Source organism: Streptomyces chiangmaiensis (assembly GCF_036281785.1).
GTDB classification, from domain to species: Bacteria; Actinomycetota; Actinomycetes; order Streptomycetales; family Streptomycetaceae; genus Streptomyces; species Streptomyces chiangmaiensis.
The window spans coordinates 25483-47967 of sequence record NZ_JAYWVC010000041.1 but is presented as its reverse complement, the minus strand read 5'-3'; the positions used below and the strand labels follow the sequence as shown (position 1 = coordinate 47967).

21 protein-coding genes are annotated in these 22485 nt (G+C 71.7%); 10 read left to right on the top strand and 11 right to left on the bottom strand.

The window, feature by feature from the left end:
• Window positions 1-276 precede the first annotated feature (276 nt).
• From VXC91_RS15450 to VXC91_RS15440, 3 genes are all read left to right on the top strand, one after another.
• The gene (locus tag VXC91_RS15450) at window positions 277-696 is read left to right on the top strand and encodes a DUF7144 family membrane protein (protein ID WP_329507830.1); all 420 of its coding nucleotides are present in this window, start codon (window positions 277-279) and stop codon (window positions 694-696) included.
• Window positions 697-1108: 412 nt separating this feature from the next.
• Window positions 1109-1513, top strand: coding sequence for an SHOCT domain-containing protein (locus tag VXC91_RS15445; RefSeq protein ID WP_329507829.1), 405 nt, complete (start codon window positions 1109-1111; stop codon window positions 1511-1513).
• 22 nt (window positions 1514-1535) lie between these two features.
• Window positions 1536-1733, top strand: coding sequence for a hypothetical protein (locus VXC91_RS15440; RefSeq protein WP_329507828.1), 198 nt, complete (start codon window positions 1536-1538; stop codon window positions 1731-1733).
• Between the two features lie 85 nt (window positions 1734-1818).
• Here the strand turns inward: VXC91_RS15440 and VXC91_RS15435 are convergent, their stop codons facing one another.
• The 5 genes from VXC91_RS15435 to VXC91_RS15415 all read right to left on the bottom strand — a co-directional run bounded on the left by VXC91_RS15435 (window position 1819) and on the right by VXC91_RS15415 (window position 8881).
• The gene (locus VXC91_RS15435; protein WP_329507827.1) at window positions 1819-4509 is read right to left on the bottom strand and encodes a LuxR C-terminal-related transcriptional regulator; all 2691 of its coding nucleotides are present in this window, start codon (window positions 4507-4509) and stop codon (window positions 1819-1821) included.
• 266 nt (window positions 4510-4775) lie between these two features.
• Complete coding sequence (locus VXC91_RS15430) at window positions 4776-5690, bottom strand: YceI family protein (RefSeq protein ID WP_329507826.1); 915 nt, start codon at window positions 5688-5690, stop codon at window positions 4776-4778.
• A 144-nt stretch (window positions 5691-5834) separates the two neighbouring features.
• On the bottom strand, window positions 5835-6923 hold the full coding sequence (locus tag VXC91_RS15425; RefSeq protein ID WP_329507825.1) for a maleylacetate reductase: 1089 nt from the start codon (window positions 6921-6923) through the stop codon (window positions 5835-5837).
• Between the two features lie 213 nt (window positions 6924-7136).
• A complete protein-coding gene (locus tag VXC91_RS15420) occupies window positions 7137-8390 on the bottom strand; it encodes an MFS transporter (protein WP_329507824.1) in 1254 nt (417 codons plus the stop codon).
• Window positions 8381-8881: a MarR family winged helix-turn-helix transcriptional regulator gene (locus tag VXC91_RS15415; protein WP_329507823.1), complete on the bottom strand. Its 501-nt coding sequence runs from the start codon at window positions 8879-8881 to the stop codon at window positions 8381-8383. The genes VXC91_RS15420 and VXC91_RS15415 overlap by 10 nt, the downstream gene beginning before the upstream one ends.
• Before the next feature lie 314 nt (window positions 8882-9195).
• Here VXC91_RS15415 and VXC91_RS15410 point away from each other — a divergent pair, with 314 nt between their 5' ends.
• From VXC91_RS15410 to VXC91_RS15400, 3 genes are all read left to right on the top strand, one after another.
• A complete protein-coding gene (locus VXC91_RS15410; protein ID WP_329507822.1) occupies window positions 9196-10905 on the top strand; it encodes a sigma-54-dependent Fis family transcriptional regulator in 1710 nt (569 codons plus the stop codon).
• 72 nt (window positions 10906-10977) lie between these two features.
• Window positions 10978-11334, top strand: coding sequence for a DUF779 domain-containing protein (locus tag VXC91_RS15405; RefSeq protein ID WP_329507831.1), 357 nt, complete (start codon window positions 10978-10980; stop codon window positions 11332-11334).
• 74 nt (window positions 11335-11408) lie between these two features.
• A complete protein-coding gene (locus tag VXC91_RS15400) occupies window positions 11409-12638 on the top strand; it encodes a phosphodiester glycosidase family protein (RefSeq protein ID WP_329507821.1) in 1230 nt (409 codons plus the stop codon).
• A gap of 3 nt (window positions 12639-12641) precedes the next feature.
• Here the strand turns inward: VXC91_RS15400 and VXC91_RS15395 are convergent, their stop codons facing one another.
• The 6 genes from VXC91_RS15395 to VXC91_RS15370 all read right to left on the bottom strand — a co-directional run bounded on the left by VXC91_RS15395 (window position 12642) and on the right by VXC91_RS15370 (window position 17951).
• Entirely contained in the window at window positions 12642-12836 is a 195-nt protein-coding gene (locus tag VXC91_RS15395; RefSeq protein ID WP_329507820.1) for a hypothetical protein, read from the bottom strand.
• 101 nt (window positions 12837-12937) lie between these two features.
• Window positions 12938-13801, bottom strand: a complete 864-nt coding sequence (locus VXC91_RS15390) for a phosphatidylinositol-specific phospholipase C/glycerophosphodiester phosphodiesterase family protein (RefSeq protein ID WP_329507819.1) — start codon at window positions 13799-13801, stop codon at window positions 12938-12940.
• A 188-nt stretch (window positions 13802-13989) separates the two neighbouring features.
• Complete coding sequence (locus VXC91_RS15385; RefSeq protein ID WP_329507818.1) at window positions 13990-15081, bottom strand: acyl-CoA dehydrogenase family protein; 1092 nt, start codon at window positions 15079-15081, stop codon at window positions 13990-13992.
• Window positions 15078-16259, bottom strand: coding sequence for an acyl-CoA dehydrogenase family protein (locus VXC91_RS15380; RefSeq protein ID WP_329507817.1), 1182 nt, complete (start codon window positions 16257-16259; stop codon window positions 15078-15080). The genes VXC91_RS15385 and VXC91_RS15380 overlap by 4 nt, the downstream gene beginning before the upstream one ends.
• On the bottom strand, window positions 16256-17227 hold the full coding sequence (locus VXC91_RS15375) for an NADPH:quinone oxidoreductase family protein (protein WP_329507816.1): 972 nt from the start codon (window positions 17225-17227) through the stop codon (window positions 16256-16258). Before VXC91_RS15375 ends, VXC91_RS15380 begins: the two co-directional genes overlap by 4 nt.
• A 151-nt stretch (window positions 17228-17378) precedes the next feature.
• Window positions 17379-17951 (bottom strand): helix-turn-helix domain-containing protein, encoded by a 573-nt coding sequence (locus tag VXC91_RS15370; RefSeq protein WP_329507815.1) that lies wholly within the window; start codon window positions 17949-17951, stop codon window positions 17379-17381.
• A gap of 78 nt (window positions 17952-18029) precedes the next feature.
• Between VXC91_RS15370 and VXC91_RS15365 the strand changes: the two genes are divergently transcribed.
• The 4 genes from VXC91_RS15365 to VXC91_RS15350 all read left to right on the top strand — a co-directional run bounded on the left by VXC91_RS15365 (window position 18030) and on the right by VXC91_RS15350 (window position 22460).
• Complete coding sequence (locus VXC91_RS15365; protein WP_329507814.1) at window positions 18030-18965, top strand: NAD(P)/FAD-dependent oxidoreductase; 936 nt, start codon at window positions 18030-18032, stop codon at window positions 18963-18965.
• A gap of 29 nt (window positions 18966-18994) precedes the next feature.
• Window positions 18995-20533, top strand: a complete 1539-nt coding sequence (locus VXC91_RS15360) for an ATP-dependent DNA ligase (RefSeq protein WP_329507813.1) — start codon at window positions 18995-18997, stop codon at window positions 20531-20533.
• Window positions 20530-21000, top strand: a complete 471-nt coding sequence (locus tag VXC91_RS15355) for an NUDIX domain-containing protein (RefSeq protein WP_329507812.1) — start codon at window positions 20530-20532, stop codon at window positions 20998-21000. Before VXC91_RS15360 ends, VXC91_RS15355 begins: the two co-directional genes overlap by 4 nt.
• 74 nt (window positions 21001-21074) lie before the next feature.
• Window positions 21075-22460: an NADP-dependent succinic semialdehyde dehydrogenase gene (locus VXC91_RS15350; protein ID WP_329507811.1), complete on the top strand. Its 1386-nt coding sequence runs from the start codon at window positions 21075-21077 to the stop codon at window positions 22458-22460.
• Window positions 22461-22485: the final 25 nt, after the last annotated feature.

Here is a 22485-nt window from a genome sequence, read left to right as displayed (position 1 = left end):
GTGCGTCCTCCGCGGCATTCCGCGTGATCACGCACGTAAACCCTACCGCACGCTCCTGAGGGGGGTCTCGGCACGGACGCCCGGGCGACCGTGGAGTGTCGAAACTCCGCCACCGGGAGGGCAGGCGGCTCCACCGCCGTCAGCGCGAAGCCCAGCCGATCACGCGTGCGAGCGCCCTCGTCGTCACCCTTCCCGGGTGAGGAACACGGCGTGCATCGGGCGCACGCTCACAGATGAGGCTGTGAGCAGCAGCCGGGCAACGAACGGAGGTCCCCCATGGCCACCACCCCGTCGCACCAGCGCTCGGCCGGAACCCTGGCGGCCGCGACCGGTCTGGCGCTCTTCGCCGCCGTGATGCTCCTCGTCTCCGGTGTCCTCGACATCTTCCGGGGCATCATGGCGGTCGCCCAGGACGCGGTCTTCGTCTCCACCCCGAACTACGTCTTCAGGTTCGACCTGATGGGCTGGGGCTGGGTCCACCTGATTCTGGGGGCGCTTGCCGTGATCGTGAGCATCGGCCTGTTCATGATGGCCACCTGGGCGAGGGTCTTCGGGGTGGCGATCGCGTCCTTGCTGATCATCACCAACTTCCTGTCGATCCCGTACTACCCCCTGTGGTCGCTCACGCTGATCGCGCTGTACGGGTTCATCATCTGGGCCCTGTGCGTGGCGCCGAGGGACGCCCTCAAGCGGTAGGCGCTCCCCGGTTCGCCCGTACGGCCCCTCGCGACGTGACTCGGGTGTGGCGTCTGTGGTCCTGACCGCGCTGACCTGCGTGATGGTGCCGCTCGCGCTGCTGACGGTGTGGCTGCAGGACATCGTGCTCGACACCCGTGCTCCGGGTGCTCGTACTGCCGGCCGTCCTCGCCCTGGTCTCGGTCCTGGCCGGGAGCGGCAGGGTCACATTCGGGGCGCAGGGGCCGTCACAAGGGCCGCACGAGGACGGCGGCTGAGCGGGACCTCGTGTTCCGGGGGGTGTTTCCGGGACGTGCCGACAAGGCCACCCGCACCGGGTGATCCCGGCCGCCCGCGCCGGACCCACCGTGGAGTGCGTCAGGAGTCACCCCCGCCCCGCGTGTCGACGGGCGGGCCGGCAGCGGAGTTCATCGTGAGCGATTACCCCCTCCTCAGCGCGTTCCTCACCATCTTGTGGTTCTTCCTGTGGGTCATGTGGTTCATCCTCCTGTTCAGGGTCGTCCACGACGTCTTCAGCGATGACAGCCTCAACGGCTGGGCGAAGGCCGGCTGGACCCTGTTCGTGTGTGTGCTGCCGTTCCTCGGCGTCCTCGCATACCTGATCGCCAGGGGCAGGTCCATGGGCGAGCGCACCGTGCGGCGGGCGCAGGCCCAGGAGCAGGCGTTCCGCGCGTACGTGCGAGAGGCGGCCGCATCCGCCCCCACGGCCGGCAGGAGCAGGGCCGACGAACTGGCCACGCTGGCCGGGCTGCACGACCACGGCGACATCACCGACGCCGAGTACAAGGCGGCCAAGGCCAAGGTGCTCGTGCCCTGAACGGGCCGCTGAAAGCGTTCGCATGCGATACGAGCTCCGCGTCGACGGGCAGATGTCGGACATGCTGACCAATGCGTTCCCGGAGCTGGACAGCGTCGTCGTGCCGCACCAGACCGTGCTGTCCGGCCAGGTCGTCGACGAGGAGCACCGGTACGGCCTGCTCGCGCGCTGTCAGTCGCTCGGACTGCACGTCCTGGAGATGCAGCGTCTGCCCGGCTGATCCGGCCCCCGAGACCCGGCACCCGGCGATCCGGCCCAGGAGCGCTCCCGTGGCCCGGCGGCCGCCGCACCGGCAGGCGGGCCGGTCACAGCAGGTGCAGTTCCCGGGCCCGGCGCACCGCCTCGCCCCGCCGGGTGGCGGCGAGCTTGCGGTAGAGGCTCTTCAGGTGCGTCTTGACGGTGTTCACCGACAGATACAGATCGGCGGCGATCTCCTCGGTCGACATCATCTGTGCCAGCCGTTCCAGCACCTCGTGCTCGCGCTCGCTGAGCGGCTCGGTCACCGGCGCGGGGGCGGGATCGGCCGCCCCCGCCGCCGGGACATGCCCGACCAGCGAGGCCGACAGCCATGCGTGGCCCTGCGCCAGGTCCGGCCGCCGGCGCGCCAACCGCCGCAGCCAGGGCCCGGACTCCAGGAACGGCCGTCGCAGGCGCTCCGGCCGGGCCACGCTGAGAGCCTGTGCGACCAGGCGCTGGGCCTCCCGTCCGTCGCCCACCGCGTCCGCCGCCTGGGCTCGTGCCAGCAGCGCCCGTACCGTGATGGCCGGCCCCTCGCCGCTCCCGGCGGGAAGCGCCTCGAGCAGATCGTGTGCCGCCGCGCCGTCGCCGGTGGCGAGCCGGGCGCGGGCCGCGACGACCACGCTCTCCGGTCCGGCCGCGTTCTCCTCCCTGAGCACCTCCTGCGCGGCTTGTGGACGGCCCTCCGCGAGGTAGGCAACCGCCATCGTCAGGGCGGTTTGGTCGTTCACCCATGGGGAGGGCTCGAGCAGGGCCGTCGGCCGCTGGTGCTCCCCCAAGAGGCGCAGCGCCGCCCGTGGATGGCCCTTGGCGAGCAGGAGGCGGGACCGCAGCAGTGCCAGCTCCGCGCTGACGAGGGGGTCGCGCGGGAGGGTGGAGGAGGCGGCGTGGTCCAGGTGGGTGCGGGCCGCGTCGAGGTCGTCGCGGTCGATGGCGACAGCGCCCAGCACGAGCTGGGCGATGCCGGTGCATGCCTCTGGCGGCAGTCCCGACCGCTCGGCCTCCGCGACCGCCTCACGGGCGTGTGACTCGGCGCGGCCCGGCCAGCCGTTCAGGAAGTCGATCAAGGCCAGTCTGCTGAGGCACTCGTGCCGTGGCAACGCCGTCTCCGGTCCCGAGTCCACTTTCGCGGCGGCGGACAACGTGGCCTGGGCGGCCTCGAACCGTCCCGCCCACAGCTGTGCCGAACCCAGGTCCGTGAGCATCAGGGCGGGCAGTTCCGGATGCCGGGACAGGGACTCCGCGGGGATGGCACGCTCCGCTGCCTCCACGTCGCCGGCAGCCGCCTCGGCGCGGTCGGCAGAGCCGGTCATCCTGGCGGCGAGGACACGCAGCAGGGCGCAGCTCAGGCGCAAAGCCGGGGAGCTGGGGTCCCCCTCGGCCGGGAGGTTCTGTTCGGCGCGGTGCACATGCTCGACACCGTGGTCGATGTCGTGCCGGGCGAGTTCGCGGGCGGCACGGACCAGGTCAGCGGCCGGACCCGAGGCGTCGGGGGGCATCCGGGAGAAGAGGGCGTCCAGGTGCTCGCAGTCCAGTCCCGTCAGCATCCGACCGATCGACAGCTCGTCGACGAAACGAGTGGCGGCAAGCTCCCAGTCGCCCGCGTCGGCCGCGTGCGGAAGGGCCTCGGTGAGCAGGCCGGACTCGCTCAGCCAGTGCGCCGCCCTGCGGTGGAGTTCGCACTCCAGCCCGGGGTGGCGTACGCGCAGATGCACGCGGAGTATCTCGGCGAACAAGGGGTGGATCCGGTACCACGCGTGGCCGATGACCTCGACGAAGGCGTTCGCGCGCTGGAGCCCCTCAAGGATCGCCTCCGCGTCGTCCCGGCCGGTGAGGGCGTTGGCGAGGCCGGGGTGGATCTGCTCGAGGACGCTCGTGCGCAACAGCAGGTCCTGCGTCTCGGCGGGCTGGGCGTCGAGCACCTCGGCGAGCAGGAAGTCGGCGAGTGTGCTCTGGCCGGCCTCGAAGTCCTTCAGAAAGGTCTCCGGTTCGTCGGCGCCCTGGGCCGCCAGGGTGCACAATCGCAGTCCCGCCGCCCAGCCGCCGGTACGTTCGGTCAGGGCCGACAGGGCGTCGTCCGACAGGTACATGCCGTGCCGGCTCAGCAGCTCGGACGTCTCCTCGGGGCGGAAGGCCAGATCGGCGCCGCGGATGTCGGTGACCTCGCCGGCGGCCCGGTAGCGGTGCAGCGGCAGCAGCGGCTCCGTGCGGCTGATGATCAGCAGACGCAGTCCGTCGCCCGCGTGCCGGAGCACGAACTGCAGTTCTTCCGCGACCTCCGCCGAAGTGCCCACCCGGTCGAACTCGTCGAGGACCAGAAGCAGCGGCTCCTCTCGCCGGCTCAGCTGCGCGGCGAGCCTGGTCAGCAGCGAATGGTCGACCTCGCCCGGGCGAGCCGGGCTGCCGATGCCGTCCCCGTCCGCGAGCCCGTGCCGCCGCAGGGACTCCAGCACATACGTCCAGAAGACACCGGGCCCGTTGTCCTCGGGCGCCACCGTCAGCCACGCCACCCGGTCCCCTGCCCCCTCGGCGGCGATCCAGTCGGCGACGAGCAGGGTCTTGCCGGCTCCCGCGGGTCCGTTGACCAGAGTCAGCGGACCCTGGACGCCGTGGCTGAGCCGCTCCGTCAGACGGGGCCGGCGCACGAAGGTGCTCGGCGGCACGGGCACGCTGAACCGCGCGGCAAGGACGGGATCCCCGTTCGGGGCGAAGGGCCCTGGGCGAGGCTCCCGGTGGCCGCCGGATGTCGGACGAGGCATGGCACCCACCGCAACACCCCAGCTCGTGTAGCCGGACAGTCCCCTTTGATCTTCGCCCCATGCCCACGAAGCCGCAACGGAAGGAAACCGTCCGCGGCGGCCGCGCACCGGTGGGCCGGCCGTCGCGTTCGCCGAGGTGATCCGGGTCGTCCGGCACGGGACGCTCGTCATGCGCTTCGACCCCGGCCGTACGATGCCCCACGGTCGCCTGCGCCGGGTCCGTGCCGCGCCCCCGCGACGGGAGCGCGGCCGATCCTCCCGAGCTCCTATTCCGGTGGCGTCGGGGTGTCGTGGGTGCGGTACATCGCCTGGACGTCCAGTTCCAGTTGCACCGTCGGTCCCACCACCGCGATCCCACGGGCCAGCATCGAACGCCAGTTCAGTGTGTAGTCCTCGCGGTGCAGTTCCGCCTTCGCCAGGGCCGCGCAGCGCAGTTCCTCGCCGTACCCGCCGTTCACCGTGCCCAGGTACGACGTGTCCAGGGACACCGAGCGGCTCACACCGTGCATCGTCAGGGAACCCTGGAGGGTCCACTTGCTGCCGCCCCGGTACACGAACCGCGTGCTCGCGAAATCGATGTACGGGAAGCGGTCGACGTCCAGGAAGTCGGCGGAACGCAGATGGTTGTCCCGGGTGTTGTTGCCGGTGTTGATGCTCGATGCGTGGATGCGGACGTGGACGCTGGACCGGGTCATGTCCTCGGCGACCTGGATGCCGCCGTCGAAGCGTTCGAAGCGGCCGTGGACGTGGGCCATGCCGACGTGCTTGGCGATGAACCGGATCGCCGTGTGCGGCGGGTCGAAGAGCCAGGTGCCGGGCACTGGGAGCTGAAGGCTCGCGGCCGACTGCAACCAGATCCGCTCCCCGGCCACGGTCGTGCCCGGCACGATCTCCAGCGTCTCGCGGTGCGGTTGCAGCCCCTCGGCGACGATCAGGAGGCTGTACTGGCCGGGCGGCAGCGCCGCGAGGAAGAATCCGTACGGGTCGGTCGTGCCGCGGGCGGCGACGCGGTGCGTGTCGAGGGCGGTGACTGTGACGTCCGCGGCCGCCATCGGCGAGCCCATAGGGTCGACGACCTCACGGGCGAGGGCGCCCGCGCCCTGCGGGAGGGGGAGCGAAAGGCCCGCCGCCGCGGCAGAGGCGCCCTTGGGCCGCCGGAGCCGGAGCAGTGCGAGGGCCATGATTTTCACCTTTCTTCGGGGCGCAGCCGAGCGAGCGGCGGTCGTGGTCACGCCGAAGCGGCCGCGCCTGCATGCCATCCCCCCTTCTCGATCTTGTGGCACACCGCTGCGCGGCGGGTGTCTCATTACGAGACACTCCGCGTCCTATTCCGGTGTCCCGGAGGAGTCCGGCTCCCGCCCCTCGTAGGCGGCCGTCAGCACGTCCAGTACCCCGTCCGCGGTAACAGGACGGGGGTTGGCGTACGGCAGACCCGTGACCTGAGCGGCAGCGATCCTCAAGTCCTCCCGCTTCAGGCCGAGTTCGGCGAGCGAACGCGGCGCGCCCAGGCGACCCGCCAGTTCCCACAAGGTACGCGGCACGTCCGGCGCACCGAGGGCCCCGCTCAGTGCGGCCACCGCCCGGGGTGCCGCGGGCGCGTTGTGGGCGAGGACGTACGGGAGCACCACCGTGTGCGTCTCGGCGTGCGGCAGCCCGAACGTGCCCCCCAGCACATGGCACAGCTTGTGGTGCAGCCCCATGGTGGTCGAGCCGAGGCACGCGCCGCACAGCCACGCCCCGTACAGCGCACGCGCGCGGGCGTCGAGGTCCTGCGGATCGGCGGCCACCGACGGAAGCGCCCCGGTCATCGCCCGGACGCCTTCCTGCGCCATGAGCGCGACCAGCGGGGAGCCGTCCGGCGCGTACAGCGCCTCCACGGCGTGTGCCACGGCGTTCATGCCGCTGGTCACGGTGAGCGGCACTGGGAGGGAGAGGGTGAGTTCGGGGTCGTAGACGACGCTGCGGGGCTGGACGACCGGGTCGCGGCCGGTGCGCTTGACGCCGTGTTCGGTCAGACCCCATACCGGGGTCATCTCCGATCCCGAGTAAGTCGACGGCACGGCGATCAGCGGCAGCCGGGTGCGCAGTGCGATCGCCTTGCCCAGTCCGATCGCGGAGCCGCCGCCGACCGCGACACATCCGTCGGCGCCCGCCGCCCGCGCCACCTCCACGGCCCGGTCGGCGACTTCGACGGGTACGTGCATACGGGCCTCCGCGTCCACACCCACACAGGCGTCGCCCAGGGCGTCAGCGACCGTCCGCGCGGTGGACTCGCCCCTGCCGCCGCAGACGACGAGCAGCCGGCGCAGACCGAGGCGTCCGGCCTCGTCCGGGGGCGCGGACACCACGGCGCCCGGCCGGAAGACGACCCGCACGGGCCGGGTCTCGTAGGAGAAGTCGATGGGAACAGTCATGTCGCACGCTCCAGTACCAGATCGAAGCGATCCGCGGTCGCACTCAGGGCGGCGACGACCTCCTCGGTGACGGTGGTCTCGGTGGCGTCCTTGGTCATCACGCCTCCTCGTCGTCCACGAAGTCCCGCTCACTCCATGGTCGCGCGCTCAGGCGCAGCCCAGGATCCGCCGCAGCGCGTCCGTGAGCAGTCCGGCCGCGTCCTCGGCCGGGCTTCATGGGGCTGGGTGCTGTGGTGAGGGCGACGCCGTCGGCAGCCGACGCAGCTCTGGTGTCCCGGCTCCGATGAGAGCAACGGCGGCGACGCAGAGGAGGCCGCCGCTGACCAGGGCTGTTGTTCCTGACGTGGAGGCCGCGACGAGGCCGCCGCGCAGGTTGCCGATGTCCGGGCCGGCTTGCCCGACCATCTGTTCCGCGGCGCTGACACGCCCGAGCAGTTCGCTGGGGGTGTGTGTCTGGATGATTGTGCTGCGGGATATCACGCAGACGGTGTCCGCGGCACCGGCGAGCGTGAGCAGAGCGAGCCCGAGCCATCGGTTGGGTGCCAGGCCGAAGAGCGCGAGGGCGACACCCCACGCGGCTGCCGCGGCGAGCATGGCCGGGGCGTGGTTCGGCAGGCCGGTGAATGCCCCCGAGAGGAGGGAGGCGGCGACGCCTCCGGCTGCGATCGCGGTCAGGAACAACCCCAGGGCGCGAGGATCACTGCCGAACCGTTCCGCATTGATCAGGGGGAAGAGGCTGATCGGCATCGACAGGACGGTGGTGGTCAGGTCTGTGAGCAGGGCTGCCCTGATGGCGGGGGTGCGGATCAGGAAGGCAAGGCCGTCGCGCACGCCGCGCAGTCCGGGACGGGCGGGCTCGGCGCCGGGGCGCATCCGCGGCAGGCGGAAGGCGCCGCAGAGCGCCGCCGCGAAGGTAAGCGCATCGAGCAGGTAGCAGCATCCGACGCCCGGCCCTGCCACGATCAGTCCGCCCAGCGCGGGCCCGATCAGCATCGCCCCCTGAAAGGCGATCCGGTTGAGGGCCAAGCCGGCGGCCAGCTGCTGCTCGGGCAGCAGACCGGAGACGAAGGTGCGGGCGGCCGGGCCGGCGCCACCGACGAAGAAGGACTGCGCGGCCACGAGGCCGATGACTCCGGCGGCCGGGAGGTGTCCGAGGAAGCCCTGCAAGGCGAGCAGGAATGAGCATCCGGCCTGCCCGGCGGTGGCCAGCAGGTACAACGTCCGTCGGTCCGAGCGGTCGACGAGTAGGCCGGCGAACAAACCGAAGGCGATGAGAGGAATCGCCTGGGCCAGACCGACCGCACCGGTCCAGGCGGTGCTGTGCGTGGTCTGCCAGACCTGGAACATCACCGCGACGAGTGTCATCTGGCTGCCGAACCCGGAGAGGGTCTGCCCGATCCACACGCGCCGGAACGGCGAGGACGACCGCAGCGGCGTGACATCGAGCAGCAGGCGTTTCACCGCCATGCCGGGTCCTTTGCCAGCCTCTCGGCGATCCGCTCGTGAAAGCTCTTGCGCTCAAGGGCCTGCTCGATGTCGGTGACGACCCGGCTGAGCGGATAGGGGATCTCGGCTTCGATCTCGGCAATCACGGCTTCGGTGGCCCGCCACTCCGCGGCAAGGCGCCCGACGACGCTGCGGGCCTCGTCGGTGAGCGTCACCTTCTTGCTGCGGGCGTCGTCGCCCGTGACGGTCTCGACCCAGCCGGCCCGTCGCATCGCCGCGACCTTCTGGCTCAGCGCCGAGTGCGTGCGGCCCACGGATTCGGCCAGCTCGGTAATGGTCATCGGCCCGCGGGCATGCAGCCGGAGCAGCTCCATGACGAAGCTCGTCTTGAGTCCGTCAATGCGTGCCTCTGCATAGACCCGGGCAATGTCCGCATCCATCGAGGCCTGGAGCAGCCGCAACGGCCGCCAGAGACTGTGCTCGGTGGGGTCAGGAAGGTGAGCATCCGCCATGCCGAGAACTGTAACAGTGCTTATATAAGAACTGTTATATACAGCAGTCCCATCACTGCTGAGGCAAGGACCTGTCGGGGTGCCAGGGGGAAGCGCACCGTCACATCAGCGGTCGCCGGATGCCGGCCGCGTGGGACGCAGTCGCGTTACGGGATGATCCCGCAGGGAACGGACACCAAGCGTGCAGGATCAGGGAGCAGACCCCCGGGTCACGGGTGTCTCGATACGAGACAGCCGGTACGCCGGACGACGGCGGCCGGGGGACTACCGCAGTTGTTGGCTCTTCAACCGAAGACGATACGGTGAGCCGTGTCGTGACCACCACAGAGCACCTCCCCGCCACCACCTCCCTCACTCCGCTGCGCCGGGCGCGCGAACGGTTCCTTTCCGGGCATCCGCTGCCCGACGGCGTACCGGAGGAGGTCGTCGCGGCGTGGCGGCGCGCGCGGTTCTTCGGGGTGCCGCACGATCTGAAGAAGGGCGCCGCCAGTCCACAGCGGCCGGCGAAGTCGGCCCTGCTCGGTGCCGCCCGCCCCGTACTGGAACGGATCGCCCCGGCCCTCGGCATCGGTCGCTCGGCACTCTTCCTGACCGACGAGCGGCCGCGCGTGCTGTGGAGTTCCGGGAACGCACCGGGACCCGAGCCGTGGACCGATCTGTCGGAGCGGGAGGTGGGCCACAACAGCGCGGCCCTCGCACTGCGCAGCCGGCGCCGGGCGGAGGTGCACGGGCCCGAGCACTTCCTCGACCGGTGGCAGGAAGTGTCGGCGGTCAGCGTCCCGGTGCTGGCGCCGGAAACGGGACAGGTGCTCGGCACGGTGACCGTCGCGTCCCCGCTGTGCACCGGCGGCGGGCCGCATCCGGGTGCGGCGCTCGCCGAGGCCGCCGCCGCGGCGGTGGAGGGCGAACTGCTCGCCCGAGCACGGCGGGCCGAACGGGTGCTGCTCGACGCCTATCTGCGGGCCGCGCAGGGTCAGAACCGTGCGGTGGCCGCGCTGGACGGCCGCAACCGCCTGCTCAGCGCGGCGGCCGGGCGCATGCTGTCGCCGCGGGCGCTGGAGGCTCTGGAACGTACGGCGGTGGCCGTACGGCAGAAGGGCGTTCCGGTCGACCCTGTCCTGCCCGAGGGAGCGGGGTGCACCGCCCGGCTCACCCCCGTAAGCCATGAGGGCGCGGCCATCGGGGTCGTGGCGGTACTGGAACCGCTGAGTGACGCTGCGGCGCCCCTGCCGCGGCCGTCCGTCGCCCTCATCGGCTCCTCCGTCTCATGGCGGCATGCCACCAGGCGCGCCGTCGCCCTGGCGCGTTCCGCCGAGCCGCTGCTGCTGAGCGGCGAGCGGGGGACGGGCAAGACGGCGCTGGCCCGGGAACTGCTCGGCGAGCGCTCCGCCCGGGTCGCCGACGCCGCGGAGGGCTGCGAACTCGACTCCGTCCTCGTCGAGTTGGCAGCCGGACACCCTCTCCTGCTCCGTCACTCCGAGCGGCTCGCGCAGTCCGGCGTCGCCGCCCTGAACACCCTGCTCGACGCGCACCCCGACGCACAGCTGCTCGTGACCTACACGCCTGGGGCACCGGCCGGCCCCTGCCTCCAGCGGCTGCTCGACACGCTCGCCGCCCGCTCGGTCGCCCTTCCCCCACTGAGGGAACGCCCCGAGGACATAAGGGACTTGCTCCCCGCCCTGGCCCCGCGACCGGCGCCGGGTCAGCCTCCGCTGGCCTGGACGCTGGACGCCCTGCGGGCGCTGGAGCGGTATCCGTGGCCCGGCAACGTCGCCGAACTCGCCCATGTCGTACGGGCCGTGGCCGAGGACCGGCGGGCGTCCGGGCCGGTCCGCCGGGCCGAGCTGCCCGACGCTGTGCGGGAAGGACCCGCGGCCCGGCCCCTCAGCCCGATGGAGCACGCCGAACGCACCACCATCCTGGAGGCGCTGCGCCGCCACGGCGGCAACAAGGCACGTACGGCGACAGCACTGGGAATCGGCCGGGCGACGCTGTACCGGAAGCTGCGCGGCTATCGAGGCTGAGCGAGAGCCGCTGGCTTCCTGTCGGCGCAACGTCGTTGCAACGTCTCCCGCGCTGGGATGGGGCGCGTGACGATGGACATGATTCCGCGCGTGGAGCTCACCCCTGCGGCCGCCGAGCTGGTGCGGCGGTTGCGGGAGGTCCACGGACCGCTGATGTTCCACCAGTCCGGCGGCTGCTGCGACGGCAGCGCCCCGATGTGCTACCCGCAGGGCGAGTTCCGCACCGGCGGGGCGGACGTGCTGCTCGCGGAACTCGACGTCGACGGCGTCGACGAGCCGGTGGGGTTCTGGATGTCCCGGAGCCAGTACGAGGTCTGGAGCCACACCCGGCTGATCGTCGACGTGGTGTCCGGACGCGGCAGCGGCTTCTCCCTGGAAGCACCCGAAGGAGTGCGTTTTCTCATCCGATCCCGCGTCGTCGACGCCTGAACACCGCGCGGGGCACCCCGGTCTGGTGCACTTCCTCTGAATCCCGAGAAGGTGACGAGACATCAGGGGGAGTCGTGACGCGTCGCGCCGGTCGGTTCAGAACCGAACTGACCGTTCTCGTGGCATGGAGCGCGCTGGCCGGCGCGGCTCTCGTGGGGGCCGGACCGGCCGGTGCCGCACCGAGGGCCCGGACGGTCGCACCGGGAATCCAGTACAGCCAGTTCGACATCTCCACCTCCCACGGGGTGACACACGCACACCTCGTCACCGTCGACCTGCGCAATCCGCACGTGAGTGTGGGCCTGCTGCATCCGGGCGTCGTGGCGGCACGGGCCGTCGTGTCACGCCTCGCAGACGCGCAGGGCGCCGTGGCGGGGATCAACGGCGACTTCTTCAACATCTCCGAGACACAGCACCGGGGGGTCGAGGCCACCAACTCGGCCGTGGGCCCGGCCGTCGCGAACGGACGGGCGCTGAAGGCCGCCGTGCCACGCGGTCAGCGCTTCGGTCCCGCGCTGCCGCCCGGTACGACGACGGAGGACGTGCTGGGGGTGGGCACCGACCGTACGGCCCGCCTCGACCGGCTGTCCCTCACCGGTTCCGTGACCACACCCGAAGGGCAGCTGCCACTGCGCGGGCTCAACCAGTACGCACTGCCCCAGGGTTCGATCGGGGCGTACACGTCGGACTGGGGCAGCGTGTCGAGGGCTCGGGCGACCTGTGGCACCGACACGAACCGGGGCGCACCGTGCAGCAACGACGCCTATGAGGTGACGATCAGGAACGGACGGGTCGTCGCCGCGGCCGACGCGCCTGGCAGGGGCGCCATTGCGCGCGGGACCACGGTGTTGGTCGGCCGTGAGGCGGGGGCTCAGCAACTGCGCAAGCTGTTCCAGGGCGAGGAGGTTCAGGTGCAGCATCGCCTGGTGGCCGCTTCGTCCGGCGTCCCGTACCTCTTCGCGATCGGCGGCTTCCCCGTGCTGCGGTGGGGCGCGCCGCTGTCCGGACTCGACGACGCGACCTCCGCGGTGCGCACCGCGGTGGGCACCGCGAACGGCGGCCGCCATCTGCTGCTCCTCGCCACGGACGGCGCCGCCACCTACCGCAACGGCCTCACCGTCGCCGAAGTCGCCTCGGTCCTGCGGGGGTTGGGCGCCACGGACGGTTTCAACCTGGACGGCGGCGGCTCCACGACGCTGGTCACCCGGGAGCGGGGCGCGAGCACGGTGACCGTCCGCAACCACCCCAGTGGGGGCGCCGAACGCCCGGTTGCGGACGGGATCGGGGTCTTCTCCGACTCGTGAGCGTCAGGGGTGCAGACTGCTGACGATCTGAGCCGTCGCCGCCAGCCCCTGGTGAATGGTCGGAGCCATGCTCGAGCTCGCAAGGAAGAAGCCCAGCAGCATGCAGATGATGGCGTGTGTGATCTTCAGTGTGCCGTTGCGCAGGAAGATCACCATGATGATCAAGAGCAACAGCACCACAGAAATGGAAACAGCCATCGTCAGCCTCCTCCGCCACGCCACTTCGCGGCTTTCGGCCGCAAGTGTGGCGTAGCGGAGGGGGCCTTCGGGCCGCTGACGTGTCCCCCGAACGTGTGGTTCTACGCCCGTTCGCGAGAGTCGAGGAACGCTTCGAGGCCGGCGAGGTCGTCGGTGTTGAAGTAGTCGGCCCCGGCGTCGAAGAGCGCGGTCCACAGCGCGTCCCGGGCCGGTCCCGCGGCGTCGGGTGTCGCCCAGAAACGCACCTTCTGCCCGCGTGTGTGGGCCCCGGTGAGGATCTCGCGCAGTTTTTGCCGCTCGGCGTCGGGGAACGGTCCGTCTCCCGTCCAGCTGAAGTTGAGCGTCCAGTTGTCGCTGATCAGGGGGATGAAGGCGGCGGGCGCGGAGGTACTGAGGTCGCTGAGGCGGCCGTCGTAGAAGGCGCGCCGCACGGCCTGCGCCTCCATCGGCGTGCGGGCCGCGCGGTCGCCGGAGATGACCGCTGTGACCGGGCCCGGGTGCACGCGACCGTGTGCGCAGGTCGTGAACAGGTTCCGATAGCGCCGCAGGTGACGGTCGAGTTCCAGGTAGGTCGACGCGCCCTCGGTCTTGATGTCGATCAGGAGCTGCAGCGGCCTGCGCCAACCCCGGTACACCGAACCATGGTTGGCCTTGACCAGCGCGGCCAGCGGGTCGAGGTAGAGCGATTCCAGGGTCCGCTCCGGGTCGAGGTCGACGGGGTCGTGGGCGACCAGGAGCTGATCACCCACCAGGTAGATGTCGGCCTCGACGCTGCCGAAGCGGTGGTCGAGGGCGTCGAAGAGGGGGCGCGGGTGGTCGTAGTCGTTGTGTGCGTGGGCACGCCACAGCGGACGGGGGCCGTGCTTGCCCGCGTCCGCCCATGCGTGCGCGGCGGGCAGGGCGACCGAGCCCGCGAGGGCGGCGCCGAAGGTGGTGAGGGCTCTGCGACGGGTGGTAGGGGCCATGCTCTGCCTCCCTTGTAGGGCCGTACCGGACCTCAGGGAGTATGCGGCCGTTCCATGGCCACGTCCCGCCGTCCTGGCAGGAGTTGGCCGGACCGCCGCCGCTCGTTCACTTCTGCCGGGCAGCGGTCGCCGAAAAGGCCCACTCCCCGGGAGATGCACCCGGGGAGCGGGCCGTGCCGTAAGCGGGCCTACAACGGCAGCCGCAGGTCGACCAGTCCGGCCAGTGCCTCGCGATGGCCGCCGGCGGTTCCGTACGCGATCGAATCCGCCTTCGCGCGCTTGAGGCGGAGGTGGACCGGGTGCTCCCAGGTCATCCCGATCCCACCGTGCAACTGGAGGGCCTCCTCGGCGGCATGGACCGCGACGGGTGCCGCGTACGCCGCGGCGACGGCGACCGCGATGTCCGTGTCCTCACCGCCCCCGGCGAGCGCGTCGGCGGCATTGCGGGCGGTGGCCCTCAGGCTCACGATCTCCAGCCACAGCTGGGCGAGACGGTGCTTGACTGCCTGGAAGCCGCCCACGGGACGGTTGAACTGCTTGCGCTCCTTCAGATGGCGCACGGTCTCGGTCAGGCACCAGTCGGCGACGCCGAGTTGCTCCGAGGCGAGCAGTCCGGCGCCGGCCCGCAGAGCCCTTCGTACGGCTGTCGGCGCGTCGATGGTGAGCCTGCGCCCGGGAGCCCCGTCGAAGGTGACCGTGGCGACCGGCCGGGTGAGGTCGAGGGACACCTGCGGGGTGACGGTCGCGGCGTTCGCCGCCACCGCGTACAGGCCCCCGTCGTCGGCCGGGACCAGCAGCACGTCGGCGACGGCGGCGTCGGCGACGGTGGTCGACCGCCCGTACAGGGCGCCGCCCTCCTGCTGTACGACACCGTGGTCGCCGCCCGGCCGGACCGACAGCCCGACCGTGAGCGCGGCCACGGTCCGCCCGGACGAGAGCTCCGTCAGCAGCTTCGCGGCCTCCTCGCCCTCGCAGGCGAGCAGGGCCTCGGTCGCCACGACCGCGCTCGTGAGGTAGGGCACCGGGGCGACAGCGCGCCCCAGCTCCTCCAGCACGACGGCGGCTTCACGGTGCGAGGCGCCCTGGCCGCCCAGGGACTCCGGCACGAGGAGTCCGGCGAGGCCCATGCTCTCCGCGAGCACCTTCCACAGCGAGCGGTCGTGCGGAGTGTCCGACTCGATGCGCGCGAGGACACCCGCCGCATCGCAGTGGTCGGCCAGGAGGCCGCGCACGGCCGAACGCAGTGCCTCTTCCTCGTCCGAATAGAGCAGGTCCGTCATCGGGCGAGGTCCTTCCAGGCGACGTCCTTGTCGGTGCGCGGCTCGGCGGGCAGGCCGAGCACGCGCTCGGCGACGATGTTCAGCAGGACCTCGCTGGTCCCGCCCTCGATGCTGTTGCCCTTGGAGCGGAGGTAGCGGTACCCGGCATCGCGGCCGGTGAAGTCGACGAGTTCGGGCCGGCGCATGGTCCAGTCGTCGTACAACAATCCCTCTTCACCGAGGAGTTCGACCTCCAGGCCGCTGATCTCCTGGTTGAGGCGGGCGAAGGCGAGCTTCATCCCGGAGCCCTCGGGGCCCGGCTGGCCCGCGACGAGCTGCTGCCGCAGCCGCTCGCCGGTGAGCCGGGCGACCTCTGCCTCCACCCACAGCCGGAGCAATCTCTGGTGCAGGTCGTGGGTGCGCAGTTCGGGGCGCTCACGCCAGGTCTTCGCGACCGGGCCGATCATGCCGCCCTCGCGCGGGATGCGCATGCCACCGATGGACACGCGCTCGTTCATCAGCGTGGTCTGAGCGACGCGCCAGCCGTCGCCGATGTCCCCGAGGCGGCGGGAGTCCGGGATGCGGACGTCGGTGAGGAAGACCTCGTTGAACTCGGCCTCGCCGGTGATCTGCCGCAGCGGCCGGACCTCGACGCCGGGGTCGGTCATGTCGCAGATGAAGTAGGTGATGCCCTGGTGCTTGGGCACATCCGGGTCGGTGCGGGCGATGAGGATGGCCCAGCGGGCGAGATGGGCACTGGAGGTCCACACCTTCTGCCCGTTGACCGTCCACTGCTCGCCGTCCCGGACGGCCCGGGTGCCGAGCGCCGCGAGGTCGGAACCGGCGCCGGGCTCGCTGAACAACTGGCACCACACCTCCTCGCCCGTCCACAGCGGCCTGAGGTACCGCAGCTTCTGCCCCTCGGTACCGAAACGGAGAATCGTCGGAGCGGCCATGCCCAGACCGATGCCGATGCGCCGGGGGTCGTTGTCGGGGGCGCCCGCGGTCTCCAGCTCGGCGTCCACGACGGCCTGGAGCGAGCGAGGCGCGCCGAGGCCGCCGAGGCCCTCCGGGTAGTGCACCCAGGCGAGCCCCGCATCGAAGCGGGCCCTGAGGAAGTCGAGGCGGTCGGTGTCGGCGGGCGGGTGTGTGGCCAGCAACTCCCGGGTGCGGTCGCGCAGTTCGGCGGCGTCGGTCATACGGCGGCTCCGTTCTCGAGTACGACGGCGACCCGGCCGGTGGTCACCCCGTCGGCGACACGCTGGACCGCGGCCGCCGCCCCGCTCAGCGGCACCCGCTCGCTGACGAGGGGCTTGATGGCACCCCGGGCGGCCAGTTCGGTGAGCTGCTCGTGGCAGTGCTGGACCAGCTTGGGGTTCTTGGTGTTGTACAGGCCCCAGTGCAGGCCGAGGATCGAGTAGTTCTTGACCAGGGCGTGGTTGAGCGCCGGGCTGGGAATGGACCCGCCCGCGAATCCCACGACGACGACGCGCCCCTCGAAGGCGACCACCTTCGTGGACTGCGTGTACGCATCTCCGCCCACCGGGTCGAAGACGACGTCCACGCCCCGGCCCCCGGTGGCCTCCTTGACGGCCGCAACGACGTCCTGGGCACGCCGGTCGATCACCACGTCACAGCCCAGTTCCCGGGCCACAGCGGCCTTCTCGGCCCCGCCGACGACGCCGATGACGGTGGCGCCGGCCGCCTTTCCGAGCTGTACCGCCGCGCTGCCGACCCCACCCGCCGCCGCGTGGACGAGAAGCGTCTCGCCGGCTTCCAGACCGGCCCGCCGGTGGAGTGCGAACCAGCCCGTCTGGTAACCGATGTGCAGGGCGGCGGCCTCGGCGTCGTCGAGGGAGTCCGGCGCGGGCAGCACGGCCGCGGCGTCGGCGACGGTGTACTCGGCGAAACCGCCGTACGGCAGTGCGGGGTTGGCGATCACCCGCCGCCCGTCCTCGGTCTCGCCGCAGATCTCCACGCCCGGAGTGAACGGCAGCGGGGGCCTGACCTGGTACTGGCCCCGGCACAGCAGCGCGTCCGGGAAGTTGATGTTCGCGGCGCGCACCCTGAGCAGGATCTGGCCGTCGCCCGGCGTGGGCCGGTCCACCTCCTCGAGCCGCATCACCTCGCTCGGCTCGCCGTTCTCGTGCACGTGCCATGCCTGCATGCGGGGCCTCCAGCTTTTATTGTCCGCCTCCGGAGCGCCTCGACCGGTGTCGGGAGAGTGTCGGGAGACCGACCGAAGCCGATCGCATACTAAGCGGTCGCTTGCCGATCGGGGAACCGTCGAGTGCGTCACGAACGAAGGACGCTGGACGTCACGAACTGCGGGGCCGCGCCCGTACGTGCATCCGCTCGCCCTGCGGACCGAACAGGCTGAGGAACTCCACCGGCCCCTCCCCCGTCGATCCGAACCAGTGCGGGACCCGGGTGTCGAACTCGGCCGCTTCTCCGGCCCCGAGCACGACGTCGTGCTCGCCCAGGACCAGCCGCAGCCGCCCGGACAGCACGTACAGCCATTCGTAGCCCTCGTGTGTGCGGGGATCCGGTTCGAGCCTCCGCTTCGGCTCGTGCACCTTGAAGGCCTGCAGACCGCCGGGCTGGCGGGTGAGCGGCCAGTGGGTACGGCCATAGCGCACGATCGGCTCGGCCCGTACGCGCGGGTCCCCCACCGGCGGGGCACCGACCAGCTCGTCCAGCGGCACCTGGTGCGCCTGTGCGATCGGCAGCAGCAGTTCGAGGCTGGGTCTGCGCAGCCCCGACTCCAGCCGCGAGAGGGTGCTCACAGAGATGCCGGTCGTCTCGGAAAGCCCCGCAAGGGTCACCTCCCGCTCCTTCCGGATCCGCCGCAGCCGGGGACCCACGCCCGCGAGAACCTCGTCCGTACCCACGCCACGTATTGCAGTTCCGGCAAACTTGTTTGTCAATCCGGCAGTGACCGGGCGACCGTCTCGGCGGAGGTGGTCACCATGACCGAGAAGTACGAAGTGATCGTCGTCGGCGGCGGTGCGGCCGGACTGTCGGCGGCCCTGGTCCTGGGGCGGGCGCGGCGCCGCACGCTCGTCGTCGACGCGGGCGAGCCGCGCAACGCGCCCGCGGCGCACATGCACGGATACCTGTCACGTGACGGCGTGCCGCCGGCCGAGTTCCTCGCCGTGGGACGGGAGGAGATCGCACGGTACGGCGTGGAGCTCCTGCGCGGCCGGGTGACGGACGCGATCCGGGACGCGAAGGGGGAGTTCGAGGTGACGCTCGGGGAAGGGCGGAACCTGCACGCCCGGCGACTGGTGGTGGCCACGGGCCTGAAGGACGAGCTGCCCGCCGTTCCCGGCGTCGCCGAGCGCTTCGGGCGCGATGTGCTGCACTGCCCGTACTGCCACGGCTGGGAGGTGCGCGACCAGGCGTTCGGGGTGCTCGCCTCGACGCCGATGAGCGTGCACCAGGCGCTGATGGTCTCCCAGTGGTCCAAGGACGTCACCCTGTTCCTGCACTCCGTCACCGAGGACGAACTCTCCGACGAGGACCGGCGCCGGCTCGCGGCGGCCGGGGTCGCGACGGTTGCGGGCGAGGTGGCGGAGCTGCTGGTGGACGACGACCGGCTCACCGGTGTCCGGCTCACCGACGGCACGGCCCACGAGCGCTCGGTGCTGTTCGTGGCGCCCCGCCCCGTCCCGCGGACCGGTCTGTTCCAGCGGCTCGGTGCCGAGCAGAGCGAGTCCCCGTTCGGCACCTACCCGGTGGTCGACGAGCGGGGACAGACCACCGTGCCCGGTCTGTGGGCGGCGGGCAACGCGAGTGGTTTCGCGGAGCAGGTCGTGAACGCGGCGAGCCGCGGCTACCGGGCCGGGGCCGCGATCAACGGTGAGCTGCTGATGGCCGACCTGGACGCGATCGCACGGGTGTAGACCGGCCGCCCACGGTGCACCATGACTGCATGCTGCTGAGCCGGCTCGCCCAGGTGTCCAGGGACGTCGCCGCCACATCGGCGCGATCCCGGAAGATCGCGCTGCTCGGCGAGCTGTTCCGGGCCGCGGACGCGGACGACGTGCCGATCGTCATTCCGTATCTGGCCGGGCGCCTGCCGCAGGGCCGGCTCGGCATCGGGTGGAAGCTGCTCGGTCAGCCGGTTCCGCCCGCCGCCGAGCCCACGCTCACCGTGCGCGACGTGGACGGCCGGCTGACCCGGATCGGGGCGGTGACCGGTGCCGGCTCGCAGGCCGGACGCAAACGGCTGGTGGGCGAGCTGCTGGCGGCGGCCACGGAGGACGAGCAGCGGTTCCTCATCGCCCTGCTCACCGGGGAGGTGCGGCAAGGTGCCCTCGACGCCCTCGCCGTCGAGGGGCTGGCCGAGGCGACGGGGGCCGCCCCTGCGGACGTCCGCAGGGCGGTCATGCTCGCCGGATCGCTCCAGAACGTCGCGCAGGGCCTGCTCGCCGACGGTCCCTCGGTCCTCGACCGGTTCCGGCTCACGGTGGGCCGCCCGGTGCTGCCGATGCTCGCGCAGACGGCGTCCTCGGTCGCGGAAGCGGTCGCGAAGCTGGGTGCCTGCGCCGTCGAGGAGAAGCTCGACGGCATCCGCGTCCAGGTCCACCGGGACGGCGACGACGTACGCATCCACACCCGCACGCTGGACGACATCACCGACCGGCTGCCCGAGGTGACCTCGGCCGCCCTGGGCCTGGCGGGCGAACGGTTCGTCCTCGACGGCGAGGTCATCGCCCTGGACGTGGAGGGGCGGCCGCGCTCGTTCCAGGAGACCGCCGGGCGCGTGGGGTCGCGAGTGGACGTTGCGGCGGCCGCGGCCGCCGTTCCCGTCTCCCCCGTGTTCTTCGACGCGCTGCTCATGGACGACCGGGATCTGCTGGACCTGCCGTTCGCGGAGCGTCACGCGGAGCTGGCCCGGCTCGTCCCGGAGCCGATGCGGGTGCGGCGCACTCTGGTGGAGGGGCCCGAGAACGTCTCCGCCGCCGAGGACTTCCTCGCCGAGACCCTGCATCGGGGCCACGAAGGCGTGGTGGTCAAGGCGCTCGACGCGACCTACAGCGCGGGCCGGCGCGGTGCCTCCTGGCTGAAGGTCAAGCCCGTCCACACCCTCGACCTGGTGGTGCTGGCCGCCGAGTGGGGCCACGGCCGCCGTACCGGCAAGCTCTCCAATCTCCACCTCGGCGCCCGCAACCCTGACGGCTCCTTCGCCATGCTGGGCAAGACGTTCAAGGGCATGACGGACGCGATGCTCGCCTGGCAGACCGAGCGGCTCCGGGAACTGGCCGTGGACGACAACGGCTGGGTGGTGACGGTACGACCCGAACTGGTCGTCGAGATCGCCTACGACGGACTGCAGAGATCGACCCGCTACCCGGCGGGCGTCAGCCTGCGGTTCGCCCGGGTGGTGCGCTACCGGGAGGACAAGCGGCCCGAGGAGGCCGACACCGTCGAGACGCTGCTGGCCGCTCACCCGGAGGTGGCGCCGTGAGCGCTCAGGCGAGGCGCAGCGCCGGTCTGCTGCTGTTCCGGCACACCGATCACGGGCTGGAGGTGCTGCTCGGCCATATGGGTGGCCCGTTCTTCGCCCGCCACGACGCCGGGGCGTGGACCGTGCCCAAGGGCGAGTACGAGCCCGGCGAACCCTCGTGGGATGCCGCGCGCCGCGAGTTCCAGGAGGAGCTGGGGCTGCCGCCGCCAGACGGGGCGGCCCACCCGCTCGGGGAGGTGCGGCAGGCGGGTGGCAAGATCGTCACGGCCTGGGCGGTCGAAGCGGACCTCGACCCGGCGGCGGTCGTGCCGGGTACCTTCACGATGGAGTGGCCGCCGAGGTCGGGACTCATGAAGGAGTTCCCCGAACTGGACCGCGTGGAGTGGTTCGGCCTCGACCGGGCCCGGGATCTGATCGTGAAGGCACAGGCGGCGTTTCTCGACCGGCTCGCGGAGCACTCGGGCTGAGAGCGCAGTACGCGTTGCGGTGGCCGCCGTCGCGCGGGAAGGTCGAGTCAGAGCCTGTTCTCAGGAGGTCAGCCATGCCCATCGCCACCGTGAACCCGGCGACCGGCGAGACGCTCAAGACGTACGACGCCCTGGGCGAGGAAGAGATCGAGCGCAGGCTCGCCACCGCCGATGCCGCGTTCCGCAGCCACCGTACGACCACGTTCGCCGAACGGGCGCTGCGCATGAACAGGGCGGCCGACCTGCTCGACGAGGACCAGCAGCACATCGCGCGGGTGATGACCACCGAGATGGGCAAGCCGATCAAGCAGGCCCGAGCGGAGGCCGCCAAGTGCGCCAAGGCGATGCGCTGGTACGCCGACCACGCCGAGCAGCTGCTCGCCGACGAGGAACCCGCCGAGCGGGATGTGAAGGACTCGGGTGCTTCCTGGGCGCTCGTGCGCTACCGGCCGCTCGGCCCGGTCCTCGCCGTGATGCCGTGGAACTTCCCGATGTGGCAGGTCGTCCGGTTCGCGGCGCCCGCGCTGATGGCGGGCAACGTCGGACTGCTCAAGCACGCCTCGAACGTCCCGCAGACGGCGCTCTACCTGGAGGACCTCTTCCGCCGGGCGGGCTTCGCCGAGGGTTGTTTCCAGACTCTGCTCATCGGCTCGGGTGCGGTCGAGCGGGTGCTGCGCGACCCGCGGATCAAGGCGGCGACGCTCACCGGCAGCGAGCCCGCGGGCCGTTCCGTCGCCTCGGTCGCCGGGGACGAGATCAAGAAGACGGTCCTGGAACTGGGCGGCAGCGACCCGTTCATCGTCATGCCCTCCGCGGAGCTCGACCGGGCCGCCGGGGTCGCGGTGACGGCACGGGTGCAGAACAACGGGCAGTCGTGCATCGCCGCCAAGCGGTTCATCGTGCACACGGACGTGTTCGACGCCTTCGCCGAGCGGTTCACGGCCGGCATGCGGGCCCTGAGGGTCGGCGACCCCATGGAGGAGGAGACCGACGTGGGGCCGCTGTCCACCGAGCAGGGCCGCGCAGACCTGGAGGACCTCGTCGTCGACGCGGTCGGGGCCGGCGCGGATGTGCTGTGCGGTGGCGAGCGCCCCGCCCGGCCGGGCTGGTTCTACCCGCCGACGGTCCTGGCCGGCATCACCCCCCGGATGCGCATCCACCGCGAGGAGGCGTTCGGTCCGGTCGCCACGCTGTACCGGGTCGCCGACCTCGACGAGGCGGTGGCGGTGGCGAACGACTCGCCGTTCGGACTGAGTTCCAACGTCTGGACGCACAACGGCGTCGAACTCGACCGCTTCGTGCAGGATCTCGAGGCGGGCGGCGTGTACGTCAACGGGATGACGGCGTCCCATCCGGCGTTCCCGTTCGGCGGTGTCAAGCGCTCCGGGCACGGCCGGGAGTTGTCCGAACACGGAATCCGCGAGTTCTGCAACATCACCACGGTATGGCACGGGGCGTGAAGGTTCCGCGGTTACGATCCCCTCT